Origin of the sequence: Flagellimonas alvinocaridis (genome assembly GCF_965248585.1) — a bacterium.
GTDB lineage: Bacteria > Bacteroidota > Bacteroidia > Flavobacteriales > Flavobacteriaceae > Flagellimonas > Flagellimonas alvinocaridis.
This window is the reverse complement of record NZ_OZ252111.1, coordinates 258,712-274,370: the sequence shown is the minus strand read 5'-3', so window position 1 is coordinate 274,370 and position 15,659 is coordinate 258,712. Positions and strand designations below refer to the sequence as shown.

Here is a 15,659-nt window from a genome sequence, read left to right as displayed (position 1 = left end):
TTTCCTTTTTCACTGGTGAAAGGATTTATATATTTTCTGTGCCTTTGCCTCTCCAACAGATTCTGCCAAACTTTCTATTGAGGCCTCCTTAATTCGTTTTACCGATTTAAAACTTTTCAACAATTGCTCTGTCGTTTTTTTGCCGATGCCCTCTATGCTCTCCAGCTCGGAACCAATGGCGTCCTTGCTCCTTTTATTCCTATGATGGGTAATTCCAAATCTGTGGGCCTCATTCCTCAGTTGTTGTATGATCTTTAAAGTTTCGGACCGTTTATCCAAATACAGGGGTACGGGATCCTCTGGAAAATAAATTTCTTCCAACCGTTTGGCTATGCCAATGATTGCAATCTTCCCCCTAAGGTCCAAAGCATCCAAACTTTTTAGGGCCGATGACAATTGTCCCTTACCTCCATCAATAACAATGAGCTGGGGAAGCGGTTCTTCTTCATTGAGTAATCGCTTATATCTTCTGTATACCACTTCTTCCATGCTGGCAAAGTCATCCGGACCTTCAACCGTTTTAATGTTGAAATGCCGATAATCCTTTTTGGACGGCTTTCCATCCTTAAAGACAACACAAGCTGCAACAGGGTTGCTTCCCTGAATGTTGGAATTATCAAAACACTCAATATGTACCGGCTCAACGGTTAACCGCAAATCGGATTTCATCTGGGCCATAATCCGTTTGGTATGCCGATCGGGGTCGGTAATCTTGATCTGCTTTAGCTTGTCTTGCCTAAAAAACCGTGCATTGCGTTCCGAAAGCTCCAAAATCCTCCGTTTATCTCCCAACTTGGGTAAAGTAACCTTAAGGTTTTTTTCCACACTCACTGGAAATGGGAGATATATTTCTTTTGAGGTTGATTTAAATCGTTGGCGAATCTCGGTAATGGCCAACTGCAGCAGTTCCTCATCGGTCTCGTCCAGTTTCTTTTTGATCTCCAAGGTGTGCGATCGAATTATGGAACCATGGGAAAGTTGTAGGAAATTAACGTAGGCATAGGTCTCATCGGAAACAATAGAGAAGACATCCACATTGTTGATCTTGGGGTTGACCACTGTTGATTTGGCCTGGTAATTTTCCAAGATGTCTATTTTGTCCTTGATTCTTTGCGCTTTTTCAAACTCCATTTTCTCTGCAAAATCTTTCATCTGCTGCTTGAAGGACTGGAGTGAACTTTTAAAATTTCCTTTTATAATGTGCCTTATATCCTCTATCTGTCCATGATATTCCTCTTCTGTTTGGAGGCCTTCGCATGGGCCCAAGCAATTTCCCAGATGATATTCCAGGCATACCTTGTATTTTCCGGCATCGACTTTATCGGCAGACAAATCATAATTACAAGTTCGTAAAGGATAAAGGCCTTTGATCATGTCAAGCAGGGTGCGTACCGTCTTCATACTGGTGTAGGGACCATAATATTCAGAGCCATCCTTGATCAATTTACGGGTTGGGAACACTCTGGGAAAACGTTCGTTCTTAATACAGATCCATGGATAAGATTTATCGTCCTTGAGCAGCACATTGTATCTGGGGAGCAATTTTTTGATCAGATTGTTCTCCAAAAGCAGGGCATCTGATTCTGTAGCCACCACAATATGTTTTATAGAGTGTATTTTTTTTACAAGGACACGGGTTTTCCCATATTCTTGTTTCTTGTTAAAATATGAAGACACCCTTTTTTTCAAATCCTTGGCCTTTCCCACATACAGGATTTTTCCTTCCTTATCATAAAATTGGTACACTCCCGGGTTATTGGGCAGTACACTTATTTGTACATTGATGGATGGGTTGGACATAGAATATTACAAAATTGGCCCTACAGCGGTACTGCTAACAAAGTTAAATGTAAATTATTGGGATTTTTGTTAAACTTGATACTTTCCCGTTCTGCATTGATCGTTGGCTCCTTTCAACCAACGGACTCCAATTACAAAGAATTTGGGCCGATTTGATTTGAATGGTATAAAACTGTGGATTTCCCTTAAAAAAACAATGGAAAACCTGCAATACGCAAGTTAAGGGTCCTTTAAAAATGTTAAACTGTTGCAAAAAAAGGTGCATTTCATCGATAAAAGATGCATTTCATGGTGAACTTATCAATTCTTTTACCTACATTTAACGGTATAAATACAATCCTATGGAAAACTATGTGATCGTTTTGGGAATGTACTTGATTTTGATGCTTTTCTTCAAAATCTTCTTCTCGGTTTCCACCAGAGGAGAATAGAAATGTATGCCCAAAACACTACCCCAAATTTCAGCACTAGATGTTGAAACATGAACTAAGAAAAAAATACAAAAATCTAAGGGCCGAGCTTGATGCCTCCTCTACCTCGGATTTAAGTATACTCCTTACAAATCATGTACTTCAAATCCCAATTTGGGATTTTTTTTATTTCCATATTTTTCTGACCATAGAGGAACACATGGAAGTGGACACATTGCCTTTAATCACCTTGCTTCAAGGTAAAGACAAAAACGTAGTGGTTCCTAAAGTAGTTGGCGACCACTCCTTGGAGAACTATTTATTGACCGACAGTACCCGATTCAAGAAAAATAAGTGGCATATTCCCGAACCCGTAGACGGTATTTTAATTCCCGAAGGTAAAATAGATGTAGTCTTTTTGCCCCTTTTGGCCTTTGATTGCAACGGTAACCGTGTGGGGTACGGTAAAGGATTCTATGACACTTTACTAAGTAAATGCAGAACAGAAACCGTTAAAATTGGGCTTTCTTTTTTTGAGGTGGAAGAATCCATGATTACGGACACCCACCAAAGCGATGTGAAGCTGGATTACTGCGTTACCCCAAAGAAGGTATACAAATTTTAATCCGCTGCTTCTTCCTGTTTTGGAAATGCCTTTTTATTGAAGACAATTAAAATTCCGACCCCTGTACTTATCGCCGTATCCGCTATGTTGAAAACGGGTTCAAAAAAACGGAATCTATTGCCTCCAATGGACGGAACCCAATCGGGCCATGTCGTATCTATCATCGGAAAGTAAAGCATGTCTACCACTTTTCCGTGCAATAAACTTCCATAAGGTTCATCAGAAAACAATGTGGCCACCTGTCCGCTGCTATGATCAAAAATGACCCCGTAAAAGACAGAATCGATGATATTACCCAAGGCCCCTGCGAAAATTAGCGATACGGCCAAAATCAAAGTCCTTGGTGATTTCTTTTTGGTGATATCCCATAGCCAATAGCCAATTCCAAAAACGGCAAAAATTCGGAAAACAGTCAGTATCAACTTTCCAACAGGTTCAGAAATAGGCAAAAGATCACTCAACTTGGTACCCCAAGCCGCTCCTTCATTTTCAATAAAAAGTATTTTGAACCACCCTAACACGTCCACTGATTCTCCCAAGACAAAACTGGTCTTGATATAGATTTTGCTTATCTGATCCACAAGCAGGATCAAAACAATGATGAACAAGGATTTTTTTAAACTCATATCTTTTAACGAAGTTGCAAAAATATAGATATTATTTTGTTTTCCTAAGATGGATGTTCCCCTCGATACTCTTCAACACATATTGGTTATTCCCTTTAGGAATTGGGTTACGTTCCACATTGCCATAAGAGCTCTCCGCCAATATATGTCCATCGCTGGTCGTTAACCAAATATCCCCACTTTGCGTGGCCACCTCCACTTTTTCTGAGACATTCTCAAGAACGCATCGGCCCTCGGAAAGTTTAATGTTTAAGTTTTTGTAATTCCCTTCAACCTGCACTTCGCTTTTGGTTCCAAAAACGGACACATTTTTATAGTACGGGACTGTAATCTGCAATGCAACGGAAATTACTTTGTGTGCACTTAATTTATCATTGGGGTTGGTAAAATTTGGTTGAAAATCGGCACTAATTCGTAGGGTTGATCCTTCTTCTTCAATGGAAACCAACAAGTCTTTGGCATATTCCCCCTCTATGCTGGCAGCAACACTGATTTCGTTGGCGGTGGTAGTACTTAGTTTAATAGTATAGCAATTTTGGGCGTCAATTTGAACAAACTCCGTTCTAGGACCAACAAAGGCTTTCTTTACCAATTTCTGTCCTTGAAGCTGCGCAAGGAAAAAGAAGCCCAACAAAAATACCGTTGCCCTCATAAACAAAAAACGCCCTAAGGCGTTTATTATTTCTGCATGTTCTTCGCCTCTATGCTCAACGTGGCATGCGGAACAAGTTTCAACCTTTCCTTATTGATGAGTTTTCCTGTAACCCTGCAAATTCCATACGTCTTGTTCTCAATTCGTAAAAGAGCACTCTTAAGGTCCCGGATAAATTTTTCCTGACGAATGGCAAGTTGGGTATTGGCCTCCTTGCTCATGGTCTCCGAACCTTCTTCAAATGCTTTGAAGGTGGGCGAAGTATCGTCCGTTCCGTTGTTGCCATCGTTCATATAAGAACTCTTCAAAAGTTCCAAATGGCTTTTAGCCTTTTCTATTTTTTCTTCTATCAAGGCCCTGAATTCTTCAAGGTCCTTATCCGAGTATCGTACTTTTAGTTCTTCGGCCATGTTCTAATGCTTTTGAATAAACAATTTTGTATTCACTTCATCAAAGGCAATTGCAATGCCTTCATCTAGTTTTTCTTCAAAATTCAGTTCTGCCGTCAAGGTTTCCGTTTTTATGTAATCCTCGTTACTGGAAACCGCATTTTCCACAAAACCGTCTTTCAGTATTTTAATGTCAATTTTATCCGTTACTTCAAATCCAGATTCTTTTCGGATATTTTGGATCCTGTTGACCAATTCCCTCGCAATTCCCTCTTTTCTAAGGGCCTCGTCTATGGTAATATCCAAGGCTACAGTAAGCGATCCGGAACTTGCCACCAACCAACCTTCAATATCTTGTGAGGTTATTTCTACATCTGTCAACTGTAAATTAACGCTTTTATTATCCAATTCAAGCAATAATTCACCTTCACTTTCCATTTTTTGGATATCCTCTTGGCCCAGTTGGCTCACTGCAGCAGCAATGGCTTTCATATCCTTACCAAATTTAGGCCCTAAAACCTTAAAATTAGGTTTTATTTGTTTTACAAGGATGCCTGAAGCATCATCGAGCAGTTCAATTTCCTTGACATTCACCTCGGATTTGATCAAGGTTGAAACCGCCTCGATATCTTCCTTTTGGGTGTTGTCCAAAATAGGGATCATTATTTTTTGAAGCGGTTGGCGCACCTTTATCTTTTCTTTCTGTCTGATGGAAAGCACCAATGAAGATACTTTCTGGGCCAATTGCATCTTACGCTCCAATTTTTTGTTCACCATGGTGGAATCAAATACCGGAAACTCTGCCAAATGCACGCTTTCAAAATTTTCTTTTGATGAGGCCTTGTTCAAATCCTTGTACAACTGTTCCATAAAAAATGGGGCAACGGGAGCCGATAGCTTGGCCACTGTGTTCAAACAAGTGTATAAGGTCTGATAGGCTGAGATCTTATCTTGTTGATAATCTCCCTTCCAGAACCGCCTTCTGCTCAAACGCACATACCAATTGCTCAAGTTTTCCTGTACAAAGTCTGAAATCATCCGGGTTGCCCTCGTCGCCTCATAATCAGCATAGGCCTCATCCACACCTTTGATCAAGGTATGCAGTTCAGACAAGATCCACTGATCTATTTCAGGTCTTTCCTTCAACGGAACATCGGGTTCGGTATACGTGAACTCATCAATATTGGCGTAAAGCGCCATAAAGGAATAGGTGTTGTACAGTGTTCCGAAGAACTTTCGCTTCACCTCAACAATTCCATCAATATCAAATTTTAGATTATCCCACGGGTTGGCATTGGAAATCATGTACCAGCGTGTAGCATCAGGGCCATGTTCCGGTAACACTTCAAAGGGATCCACGGCATTACCCAAACGTTTGGACATTTTCTTGCCCTCCTTGTCCAGAACCAGTCCGTTGGAAACCACATTCTTGTAGGAAACCGTATCAAAAACCATTGTGGCAATGGCATGCAGGGTATAGAACCATCCACGGGTCTGATCCACACCTTCGGCAATAAAATTGGCCGGGAACGCCACGCCATCATCAATCAATTCCTTGTTTTCAAAAGGGTAGTGCCATTGGGCATAGGGCATGGAGCCACTGTCAAACCAAACATCGATAAGGTCTGATTCCCGTTTCATGGGTTGCCCTGACGGAGACACCAAGGTTATCCCGTCCACAATGTTTTTATGCAGGTCGATATTGTCATAGTTGGCCTCACTCATATCGCCCACTACAAAATCAGCAAAAACATCTTTGCCCAGCACCCCAGCTTCAACGGCTTTGGCCATTTCGGCCTTGAGCTCTTCAACAGAGCCTATGATGAGTTCTTCCTTGCCATCCTCGGTTCTCCAGATGGGCAATGGAATGCCCCAATATCTAGAGCGGGACAAGTTCCAGTCGTTGGCATTGGCCAACCAATTACCAAAACGTCCTTCACCGGTTGCCTTTGGCTTCCAGTTGATGCTCTGGTTCAACTCGAACATACGATCCTTAACATCGGTGACCTTGATAAACCAAGAATTCAAAGGATAATATAAAATAGGCTTATCGGTACGCCAGCAGTTGGGGTAACTGTGAACGTATTTTTCCACCTTGAAGGCTTTGTTCTCTTCCTTTAGTTTGATAGCAATCTCAACATCAACTGACTTATCCGGAGCCTCACCATCTTCGTAATATTCATTTTTTACGTACTTACCGCCCAACTCTTTCATCTCAGGTCTGAACCTTCCCTGTAGATCCACCAAGGGAACGGGATTGTTATTTTCATCCAAGACGAGCATGGGAGGTACTTCCGGTTCCGCCTGTTTGGCCACCAAGGCATCATCCGCACCAAAGGTGGGTGCGGTGTGCACAATTCCTGTACCGTCTTCCGTGGTCACAAAATCCCCGGAAATTACACGGAATGCATTTTCGGGATTTTGGTAGGGAAGCGCATAAGGCAATAGTTGTTCGTATTGGATACCGACCAAATCCTTGCCCACAAAGCTTTCTCCAATCCAATAAGGAATCTTTTTGTCGCCTTTGTTGAATTCGACCAATTCCGCTTCAGTTTCCACTTGGGTGAACTTCCCGGCAAATTGTTTTCCCACCAAACCTTTGGCCAACACAACAGTTATGGGCTCAAAGGTATACTGGTTGAATGTCTTTACGGTAACATATTCAATTTTTGGCCCTACAGTCAATGCGGTGTTGGAAGGCAACGTCCAAGGTGTGGTCGTCCATGCCAAAAAATACAAGTCGCCCTTGATTCCTTTCAGAAAATCGGGAAGTGTTTCTTTCTTCGCTTTAAACTGGGCCGTAACCGTGGTATCCGTCACATCTTGGTAGGTCCCTGGTTGGTTGAGCTCATGGGAACTCAATCCGGTACCCGCTTTTGGTGAATAGGGCTGAATGGTGTAACCTTTGTACAGCAAACCCTTGTCATAAATTTGCTTCAACAACCACCAAACGGATTCCATGTATTTGGGCTTGTAGGTGATGTAGGGATCATCCATATCCACCCAATACCCAATTTTCTCGGTCATCTCGTTCCAGACATCCGTGTAGCGCATTACCGCCTTTTTACAGGCAGCGTTATATTCTTCAACAGAGATTTTCTTGCCGATATCCTCCTTGGTGATCCCGAGTTCTTTTTCCACTCCGATCTCTATGGGCAAGCCATGGGTATCCCAACCAGCTTTACGCTTTACCTGAAAACCTTTCATGGTTTTGTACCTTGGGAAAATATCCTTAATGGTACGGGCCATAACATGGTGAATGCCCGGCATACCGTTTGCGGAAGGAGGTCCTTCATAAAACACATAACTTTCCTTGCCCTCCCTAGTGGAAACACTCTTTTCAAAAATCTGGTTCTTTTTCCAAAAGTCCAGAACTTCTTCCGATACCTTTGGCAAATCCAATCCCTTATATTCCGCAAACTTCATATCTACTGCTACTCTTCTAGAATTCCAAGTTTGCAAAATTATAAATTTAGATGGAATTACACCTCCTGAAAAGGCATTAGTATTCACTTAATATCCTTAACCTAAATATGATATAATCAAAATCTTCCATTTATCTTAAATTATATATCTTAACAGGATTAACACTAAACCATGTAAACATGAAAAAAGTTTTTATTACTGTTATGGCCCTGTCCTTATCCATGTCTGTGCTGACGTCCTGTAAGGAGGCCTCCGATAAAGCAAAAGAAGCTTCCGAGGAAGCTACTGAAGCCCTTGAGGATGCTGGTGAAAGCCTTGAGGATGCCGCAAAAGATGCAGGCGATGCCATCAAGGAAGCCGGAAAAGAAGCACAAGAAATGGGTGAAAAAGCTTTGGATAGCCTTAAAAAAGCTGGAGAGGAAGCCATGGACAAGACCAAAGAAGCGGCCAAAAAAGCCATTGATAGTGTGAAAATCTAGTCAAGAGCGATACATATGGAAAAAGGCACGGAATTCCGTGCCTTTTTTATTTTAGAACACATACCCCAAGCCCAAAATAAGATTGGTCCCCGGAGCCACAATACCCGAAGAGTATGTACGGTATCGCTGGTTGGTCATGTTTTCCAGACCCAAGGTTGCCTTGAACGCATTGGATATTTGATATTGGGATTTAAAGTTCAGCGTGTACCATGAGGGAGCATACGGATTTCCGTTGGCATCACTGGCGTAGATATAGGTTTTGCCCTGTTCGGAAAGGGCCAAATCTTCATTACTGATCTCTCCATTGTAATTTAAAAAGACATCCGCTTTTAGTTTTTGGTTCTGCCAAACCACATGCACGTCCCCAAAAGTAGGCGCCGCATGTCGGGCTGGGCTATCAGTACCATCGTCGTCCTCTTCAGTTCCTTCGGTCAGGGTAAGGTTGGACACCAAAGACCAGTTTTCATCCAAATAGGCTTCCACACCTACTTCGAATCCGTAGACATAGGCTCGGGCCGCATTCTGAATGGCCTGTACATTACTAAGTTCCCCATTGTATTCAATTTCGGTTTGCCCATTGAAGGAATAATCCCTTCGCACCAGTGCATCCACCAAATAGGTATAATATGCTGCGCCTTTGAGTACAAGTTTGTCCTTGAAGTTTTTTCGAACACCTATTTCGGCATTGTAAGCATATTCCGGTTCCAAATCGGGGTTAGGTACAACAACAGAGCCCGGTTCCGAGTCGAAAATCTTTCCAATATCATCAATGTTTGGTGCCCTAAATCCAGTTGACCCATTTAAAGTAAGCTGCAAATCCGCTTTAGGGAACCAGCTAAATCCCAAACTTCCGGTTAGTGCTCCTGTTATAATATCGGCTTCATCAAAAGGAAAGGGATAAAAGGTCTTCTCAAATACCGCATCTACCCAAACCTGACTGTATCGAATACCTGACAATATGGTAAAATTGGGTTTTAGATCGTACTCCCCATTGATGTACCCTGCCAAGGTTTGCCATGTTGCCCCATCCGGATATCGGGACGCTGTCCGTTCAACGGCATTTGTTTCAATATTTTTTTGGCTTCCCTTGGAATTTACTTTGTTAAGCACAAATTCTCCTCCGTAGTAGAGATGGAGCTTGCCCATTTTTTTGTTCTCAAAATCCAAATTCATTGAAACGGCATCTACCTTTTCCTTTGCTGAAAATAATTCCAGGTCATTAAAACCTCTATCGTACCTACTTTCCTCAAAAAACTGATAGGCCGTTGTGAGCTTTGCGCCATCATAGAATTTATTGTTTGCCTTATGGGTGACCTGAAAATTTCCCATGAACCATTTCTGTGGCCCGTAATACCATTCCGCGGAGCGTAGCCCCAGTCCATCTCCGGTAGGACGAATCAACCTATCGTAACGCGAATAATCCGAAGTTTCCGAATAGTATAGTCCCAAGTCGTAGTTCCAACTATTGCTGGGCTTATAGGTGAACTTTTGCAGTAAATTAATCTGATCGTACCCTGATGCAATCTGCTTTCTCGGGTCGTCATTTGCCACCAAAACATCCATATTATTACGACGCACCACATAGTTGTTCCGTAAATACGAATCTGGACCATGCTTACCCATTTTCAGATCATCAAAATCATTGTAGGTAATGCTCGTGTAGGACGCCCAATTTTGCTGTCCCAAATTAAAGTCCACATGAGTAGTACTTTCATTATTGGCGGAAGCAAATCTATACTGGGCACTTCCAGAAAATGCCAAACTATCCGTATATGAAAAATGAGGGTTCTGGGTATAGAAGTTCATTACTCCCCCCATTGCGTCACTCCCATAAATAACGGATCCCGGGCCAAAAATAACTTCGGTCTTTTTTATCGTAAATGGGTCAATGGAAATCACATTTTGTAGGTTGCCTCCCCTAAAAATGGCGTTGTTCATGCGAACCCCATCTACTGAAAGCAGCAATCTATTGGTTGCAAAACCTCTAATCATAGGGCTACCTCCACCTAATTGACTTTTCTGTACAAATACTTTTCCGCTGTTCTGCAGCAAGTCTGCCGAAGTCTGCGGACTGGTGAATGCTATGCTGCGTGCATCCAGAGTTTCAATTTTTTGCGGTATCTTCTTCTTTTGTTGTTCCCATTTCGAGACTGAAAGAATCACTTCCTGCAATTCTTCTGATTTAAGATGCAGATATATCCGGTTTCCCTTTTTTTCTATCTGCAACTTGGTAATTGTATATGTCTCGTAACTAATATGCTGGAACGTAATTTTCTCTGTCATCGAAAAAAACCTCAAATCGCATTTTCCATTGGAATCGGTTACCGTCGTCTTGGTCCTGTCTTTATTAAAAACGGCAATATTGTCTATAGGTGTTCCTGAATCAGCATCCCATACAGTAACATCTTGGGCGAAAAGTATAACGGAAAACAATAAAAAAAATAGGATCAGGGTTGGTTTGTGCATATTATTGAAACACGGCATTTAATACGGCAAGAGACCTTGGTTCCCTAAATCCATGCACATGCAAACGAAAATAGAGCACCATATTTTTTAAGAGTTCCCGCCTGTTAAACTTAGTTAGTTGTATTCCCTGTAATGCATCAAAATTCGTGCCTAAAAATTTCTTAAAATCAATCAGTATTTCATTCTGAATCAATGGATTAACAGATGGTGTTATACAGAAACTCCCTTCCAAAAGATCAAAATACGGTTCGTTGCCATATGATGTGTCTGGGTAAAAGCCTAAATATTTAGTAAGGTTGATTAAAAATAGAATGTGGAAATTGGGGGAAAGCGGATGTTCATCAAGCCAATGAAGACTGTATTCCAAATAATTGAAAAGAGCTTGGTCTTTTTCCTGTTCCTGAATACTGTTGCCCAGCATTTCCGCCAAGAAAAGCACCACACTGTTCTTCAAAATATCCGTATGCAAGGTCTTGTAGGGCATGGCCACCTTTACTTCCTTGATGCTTTCCAGTGTCCCCTTGTTTCTATGGTTGGCCACAATTTCCAAAGGCATCAACGGCTGAAAATAGGCCGGCTTCAGTTTTCCTTTTTTGGAGGACAGCACTCCTTTCAACAGATAGGATTTAAGTCCATCGGATTCAGTAAACGCCCGTACAATAAGACTGGTGTCCCCATATTTTAGGGATGAAAGAACTATGGCCTTTGTGGTGATTTGCATATAAAACTAAAAAGCAGTTACCGAAAGATAAAAATAACTACTCCTTCCGGTAACTGCCAACCAAAAACTCTGGCTGATTATCTAAAAGTTAGATGACCCCTTGGGCCAACATAGCATCTGCAACCTTAACAAAACCGGCAATATTGGCGCCTTTCACATAATTACAATACCCATTTTCCTCTTTTCCGTATTCTATACAGGCATTGTGGATATCTTCCATGATTCCCTTAAGTCTTTCATCAACTTCCTCACGGGTCCAGCTGATGCGCAAAGAGTTCTGTGACATTTCCAATCCTGAAGTGGCCACACCTCCTGCATTGGAGGCCTTTCCTGGTGCAAATAAAATCTCCGCATCATGGAATGCATGGATGGCTTCAGGTGTTGAAGGCATATTGGCCCCTTCGGCCACGGCAATACATCTATTTTTGATGAGTACAGCGGCATCATCCCCATTTAGTTCGTTTTGGGTGGCACACGGAAGGGCCACATCACATTTTACTTTCCATGGGGTTTCTCCTTTATGGAACTCCGCTGATGGGTATTTGTCCACATATTCGGAAATTCGACCTCTCTTGTTGTTCTTCAGGTTCATGACAAAGGCCAGTTTTTCATTGTCAATACCATCCTTGTCATAAATATATCCGGCTGAATCGGAAAGGGTAAGCACCTTACCTCCCAATTGCAATACTTTTTCGGCTGCATATTGGGCAACATTCCCAGAACCTGATATTACCACATCTTTACCTTTAAAAGACTCATTCCTAGTCTTTAGCATACTATCGGCAAAATACACGGTACCATATCCAGTAGCCTCGGGACGGATAAGGGAACCTCCCCATGAACGTCCTTTTCCGGTAAGCACGCCCGTGAACTCGTTACGTATCTTTTTATACATTCCAAAAAGGAACCCAATTTCACGGGAACCTACTCCAATATCCCCAGCAGGAACATCGGTATTTGGACCAATATGTCTGCACAGCTCGGTCATAAATGCGTGGCAAAAGCGCATGACCTCATCATCTGACTTCCCTTTGGGGTCAAAATCCGACCCTCCTTTTCCACCTCCCATGGGCAAAGTGGTCAAACTGTTCTTGAACACCTGTTCAAAGGCCAAGAACTTCAATACACTGGCATTAACGGTAGGGTGAAAACGCAGTCCCCCTTTGTATGGTCCAATGGCGGAATTCATCTGGATGCGGTATCCACGGTTCACATGGATTTCTCCCTCATCATCCACCCAAGCTACACGAAAAGAAATCAATCGCTCTGGCTCTACCATCCGCAAGAGAATGTTCTTTCCATTATAAATATCATGTTTGGCAATGTAGGGAATTACCGTTTCGGCAACTTCTTGAACCGCTTGGATAAATTCAGGCTCATGACCATTTCTGGCAATGACCTCATCCATAAATGCTTTAATTTTTGCTTCCATATAACGGATTAAAATTTGTTGTCCCTTAGAATCGTCTTAGGGTTGTATTTTATTGATTTTGTAATTTGAAGGCAAAATTATTGTTTTTCAATAATTTGAAATACGTTTTTTTAAAAATTTTTCAATATTGATCACCCAATGGCCTGCTCCAAGTCCGCTATAAGATCATTCACGTCCTCTATACCCACACTCAAACGGACCAAGGCATCCACCACCCCACTTTTCTCCCGTTCCTCTTTCGGAATACTGGCGTGGGTCATACTGGCCGGGTGTCCAGCTAAACTTTCTACACCTCCCAGCGATTCGGCCAAGGTGAAGACTTCAAGTTTTTCCACAATTTGAATCGCATCAGCATAGCTGGCTCCCTTGGGAACAAATGAAATCATTCCGCCAAAATCATCCATTTGGGCCTTGGCCACCCCGTGGTTGGGATGGGTCTCAAATCCGGGCCAATAGACCTTTTCAATCTTCGGGTGCTTGGCCAAATATTCCGCAATGGCCTTCCCGTTCTCGCAATGCCGTTGCATACGCACATGCAATGTTTTTATACCACGAAGCGTCAGGAAACTATCCATGGGACCACATACCGCCCCGCTCGCATTTTGGATAAAGTATAGCTTATCCGCCAATTCCTTGTCCTTGACTACCAAGGCTCCGACCACCACATCGCTATGGCCTCCCATATATTTGGTAGCGGAATGCATCACAATATCCGCACCCAAATCCAACGGGCGTTGTAGATAAGGGGTGGCAAAGGTATTGTCAACGGCCAATAACAGTTCGTGTTTTTTGGCCAGTGCGGATACCGCCTTTATATCAATAATGTTCATCATGGGATTCGTAGGGGTCTCCACCCAAACCAACTTGGTCTTGTCATTGATGTATCCCTCGATGGCATCTGCATCTTGCATGCCTACAAAATGAAAAGTGATTCCATATTTTTCAAAAATCTGTTTGAAGAGCCGATAGCTTCCGCCATACAGATCGTTGGTCGAAACCACTTCATCCCCAGGGGAAAGCAGCTTAATGACCGCATCTATGGCCGAAAGACCACTGGCAAAGGCCAGACCATAGTTCCCATTTTCTATACTGGCCAAGGCATTCTCCAAAGCGGTCCGGGTAGGGTTGGCACTTCGGGAATACTCAAAACCCTTATGCCCCCCAGGGGTGGTTTGGGCATAGGTAGAGGTTTGATAAATGGGTGGCATTACGGCACCATAGGCCTCGTCGGGAAACTGTCCACCGTGAATGGTCTTGCTATTGAATCGTAAATCTTTCTTGCTCATTTTGTTAATATCTATACACAAATGTATCGTTATCTTTTGGAGTAGTCAATGAAGTCTTATTTTTGACAAAGCATAACACCCCTTTTATGAAGAAGACCCCATACCTGATATTCGTACTTCTTATAGCCTTTGGTTGCGAAAATGAAAGCAACCTTACTTTTGAGCCCATGGAATTACAGGGCGAAAACTGCAAGGATTGCCCCACTATTGAAATCAATGTTCCCAAGGCCCTGGATGATACCGCTGTGGCCAAAACCATCAATCGGTCCTTGGAAGAGGAAATGATCTCCCTGCTTTCTTTTGGTGATGGAGAGGAGGAGATTACCGGAATCCAATCGGCCATGACTTCCTTTACCGATAGCTTTAAGGAACTGAACGAGCGGTTTCCCGATGAAACCCCAGGCTGGGAAGCCAAAATCCATGGAACCATTGTGTACGAAGACCCGCAAATAATCACCATACAGGTTGAATCGTATACCTATACCGGGGGAGCACATGGCTATGGCTCTACCTCCTACTTGAATTTTGACAAACAGAGTGGTACCGAACTGGAAAACTGGGAACTTTTTGACGATCTGGAAGGATTTCAAAAGTTTGCGGAGACCAAGTTCAGGATACAAGAGGATATTCCCCAGGACGAAAATATCAATGCCACAGGGTTTATGTTCGATGGTGATGTCTTCCACTTGTCAAACAACATGGGCTATACCAAGGATGGCCTACAATTGATCTACAACCAATATGAAGTGGCCTCCTATGCCGATGGCCCCATTGTATTGATGTTGCCGTACAATGAGATCAATCTCTATCTCAAACAAAAAGTGAAGTCCTAGGAATCCCTTTCCAATACCTTTTTCAATGCGGTGATGGTACCCAAATGGATTCCTTCGTGCAGCAAATCATAGGCAATGGCCTCTTCCACCGAATTGAGTTCAATCTTGAGTGATGTCGCATAGGGCTTAAACGAACCAAAGACGCCCGCTTTATAATCTTCCGCGGTCTTCTTGGGCAGTGAGAACATCAATTCGGAAACCTGTTCAATTTCAGCATCACTTGGAATGCCATTGGGCTTGGTGCCTTTCCTATATTTTTCCACCAAGTCTTGGGGAGCCACCAACGGTTGGCCACTGAGGCCATAGATCAACAGCTGCTCGGAAACGACAATATGGACAATGTTCCACCAAATGTTATTGTTGAAACCTTCAGGTATTTCGAACAATTTTTCCTTTGGGGTGTTCTGCAAATGGTTGTGAAGTATACTTCTGTTGCTTAAAATAAGGTCGAATAGTTTTTCCATTCCAGGGTTTAGTTGAAATTTAATTTGACATATCTATTTTTTTAGATATA

Annotated in this window: 13 protein-coding genes; 3 read left to right on the top strand and 10 right to left on the bottom strand. The window is 42.5% G+C overall.

The window, feature by feature from the left end:
• Positions 1 to 9: 9 nt before the first annotated feature.
• The gene (gene uvrC, locus ACP14V_RS01225; RefSeq protein ID WP_272609254.1) at positions 10 to 1,800 is read right to left on the bottom strand and encodes an excinuclease ABC subunit UvrC; all 1,791 of its coding nucleotides are present in this window, start codon (positions 1,798 to 1,800) and stop codon (positions 10 to 12) included.
• A gap of 471 nt (positions 1,801 to 2,271) precedes the next feature.
• Between uvrC and ACP14V_RS01220 the strand changes: the two genes are divergently transcribed.
• Positions 2,272 to 2,835, top strand: a complete 564-nt coding sequence (locus tag ACP14V_RS01220; RefSeq protein ID WP_136565245.1) for a 5-formyltetrahydrofolate cyclo-ligase — start codon at positions 2,272 to 2,274, stop codon at positions 2,833 to 2,835.
• On the opposite strand, the gene ACP14V_RS01215 is transcribed toward ACP14V_RS01220, so the two are convergent.
• Genes ACP14V_RS01215 through ileS form a run of 4 tightly spaced genes read right to left on the bottom strand, consistent with a single transcriptional unit; the run spans position 2,832 to position 7,928 of the window.
• Positions 2,832 to 3,461 carry a lipoprotein signal peptidase gene (locus ACP14V_RS01215; RefSeq protein ID WP_272609253.1) on the bottom strand — a complete coding sequence of 210 codons (630 nt, stop codon included), beginning with the start codon at positions 3,459 to 3,461 and terminating at the stop codon, positions 2,832 to 2,834. The genes ACP14V_RS01220 and ACP14V_RS01215 overlap by 4 nt on opposite strands.
• A gap of 31 nt (positions 3,462 to 3,492) precedes the next feature.
• On the bottom strand, positions 3,493 to 4,113 hold the full coding sequence (locus ACP14V_RS01210; RefSeq protein WP_272609252.1) for a DUF4097 family beta strand repeat-containing protein: 621 nt from the start codon (positions 4,111 to 4,113) through the stop codon (positions 3,493 to 3,495).
• Positions 4,114 to 4,139: 26 nt separating this feature from the next.
• Positions 4,140 to 4,523 (bottom strand): TraR/DksA family transcriptional regulator, encoded by a 384-nt coding sequence (locus tag ACP14V_RS01205; RefSeq protein WP_136565242.1) that lies wholly within the window; start codon positions 4,521 to 4,523, stop codon positions 4,140 to 4,142.
• A gap of 3 nt (positions 4,524 to 4,526) precedes the next feature.
• Positions 4,527 to 7,928: an isoleucine--tRNA ligase gene (gene ileS / locus ACP14V_RS01200; RefSeq protein WP_272609330.1), complete on the bottom strand. Its 3,402-nt coding sequence runs from the start codon at positions 7,926 to 7,928 to the stop codon at positions 4,527 to 4,529.
• Between the two features lie 179 nt (positions 7,929 to 8,107).
• Between ileS and ACP14V_RS01195 the strand changes: the two genes are divergently transcribed.
• On the top strand, positions 8,108 to 8,407 hold the full coding sequence (locus tag ACP14V_RS01195; protein WP_136565240.1) for a hypothetical protein: 300 nt from the start codon (positions 8,108 to 8,110) through the stop codon (positions 8,405 to 8,407).
• A gap of 51 nt (positions 8,408 to 8,458) precedes the next feature.
• On the opposite strand, the gene ACP14V_RS01190 is transcribed toward ACP14V_RS01195, so the two are convergent.
• The 4 genes from ACP14V_RS01190 to ACP14V_RS01175 all read right to left on the bottom strand — a co-directional run bounded on the left by ACP14V_RS01190 (position 8,459) and on the right by ACP14V_RS01175 (position 14,312).
• Positions 8,459 to 10,873 (bottom strand): TonB-dependent receptor, encoded by a 2,415-nt coding sequence (locus tag ACP14V_RS01190; RefSeq protein WP_272609251.1) that lies wholly within the window; start codon positions 10,871 to 10,873, stop codon positions 8,459 to 8,461.
• A gap of 1 nt (position 10,874) precedes the next feature.
• A complete protein-coding gene (gene recO, locus ACP14V_RS01185) occupies positions 10,875 to 11,594 on the bottom strand; it encodes a DNA repair protein RecO (RefSeq protein WP_272609250.1) in 720 nt (239 codons plus the stop codon).
• A gap of 88 nt (positions 11,595 to 11,682) precedes the next feature.
• Positions 11,683 to 13,026, bottom strand: coding sequence for an NADP-specific glutamate dehydrogenase (gdhA, locus tag ACP14V_RS01180; protein ID WP_272609249.1), 1,344 nt, complete (start codon positions 13,024 to 13,026; stop codon positions 11,683 to 11,685).
• Positions 13,027 to 13,157: 131 nt separating this feature from the next.
• Positions 13,158 to 14,312 (bottom strand): cystathionine gamma-synthase, encoded by a 1,155-nt coding sequence (locus ACP14V_RS01175; RefSeq protein WP_272609248.1) that lies wholly within the window; start codon positions 14,310 to 14,312, stop codon positions 13,158 to 13,160.
• An 86-nt stretch (positions 14,313 to 14,398) separates the two neighbouring features.
• On the opposite strand from ACP14V_RS01175, the gene ACP14V_RS01170 reads away from it, so the two are divergent.
• Positions 14,399 to 15,145: a DUF3298 and DUF4163 domain-containing protein gene (locus ACP14V_RS01170; RefSeq protein WP_272609247.1), complete on the top strand. Its 747-nt coding sequence runs from the start codon at positions 14,399 to 14,401 to the stop codon at positions 15,143 to 15,145.
• Here ACP14V_RS01170 and ACP14V_RS01165 read toward each other — a convergent pair.
• Positions 15,142 to 15,609 carry a DinB family protein gene (locus ACP14V_RS01165; protein WP_272609246.1) on the bottom strand — a complete coding sequence of 156 codons (468 nt, stop codon included), beginning with the start codon at positions 15,607 to 15,609 and terminating at the stop codon, positions 15,142 to 15,144. The two genes, ACP14V_RS01170 and ACP14V_RS01165, sit on opposite strands and share 4 nt — an antisense overlap.
• Positions 15,610 to 15,659 lie beyond the last annotated feature (50 nt).

Excerpts from the sequence above, each read along its gene's own strand:
- uvrC (WP_272609254.1), bottom strand. The coding sequence starts at position 1,800 with ATGTCCAACCCATCCATCAATGTACAAATAAGTGTACTGCCCAATAAC.
- ACP14V_RS01220 (WP_136565245.1), top strand. The coding sequence starts at position 2,272 with ATGTTGAAACATGAACTAAGAAAAAAATACAAAAATCTAAGGGCCGAG.
- ACP14V_RS01215 (WP_272609253.1), bottom strand. The coding sequence starts at position 3,461 with ATGAGTTTAAAAAAATCCTTGTTCATCATTGTTTTGATCCTGCTTGTG.
- ACP14V_RS01210 (WP_272609252.1), bottom strand. The coding sequence starts at position 4,113 with ATGAGGGCAACGGTATTTTTGTTGGGCTTCTTTTTCCTTGCGCAGCTT.
- ACP14V_RS01205 (WP_136565242.1), bottom strand. The coding sequence starts at position 4,523 with ATGGCCGAAGAACTAAAAGTACGATACTCGGATAAGGACCTTGAAGAA.
- ileS (WP_272609330.1), bottom strand. The coding sequence starts at position 7,928 with ATGAAGTTTGCGGAATATAAGGGATTGGATTTGCCAAAGGTATCGGAA.
- ACP14V_RS01195 (WP_136565240.1), top strand. The coding sequence starts at position 8,108 with ATGAAAAAAGTTTTTATTACTGTTATGGCCCTGTCCTTATCCATGTCT.
- ACP14V_RS01190 (WP_272609251.1), bottom strand. The coding sequence starts at position 10,873 with ATGCACAAACCAACCCTGATCCTATTTTTTTTATTGTTTTCCGTTATA.
- recO (WP_272609250.1), bottom strand. The coding sequence starts at position 11,594 with ATGCAAATCACCACAAAGGCCATAGTTCTTTCATCCCTAAAATATGGG.
- gdhA (WP_272609249.1), bottom strand. The coding sequence starts at position 13,026 with ATGGAAGCAAAAATTAAAGCATTTATGGATGAGGTCATTGCCAGAAAT.
- ACP14V_RS01175 (WP_272609248.1), bottom strand. The coding sequence starts at position 14,312 with ATGAGCAAGAAAGATTTACGATTCAATAGCAAGACCATTCACGGTGGA.
- ACP14V_RS01170 (WP_272609247.1), top strand. The coding sequence starts at position 14,399 with ATGAAGAAGACCCCATACCTGATATTCGTACTTCTTATAGCCTTTGGT.
- ACP14V_RS01165 (WP_272609246.1), bottom strand. The coding sequence starts at position 15,609 with ATGGAAAAACTATTCGACCTTATTTTAAGCAACAGAAGTATACTTCAC.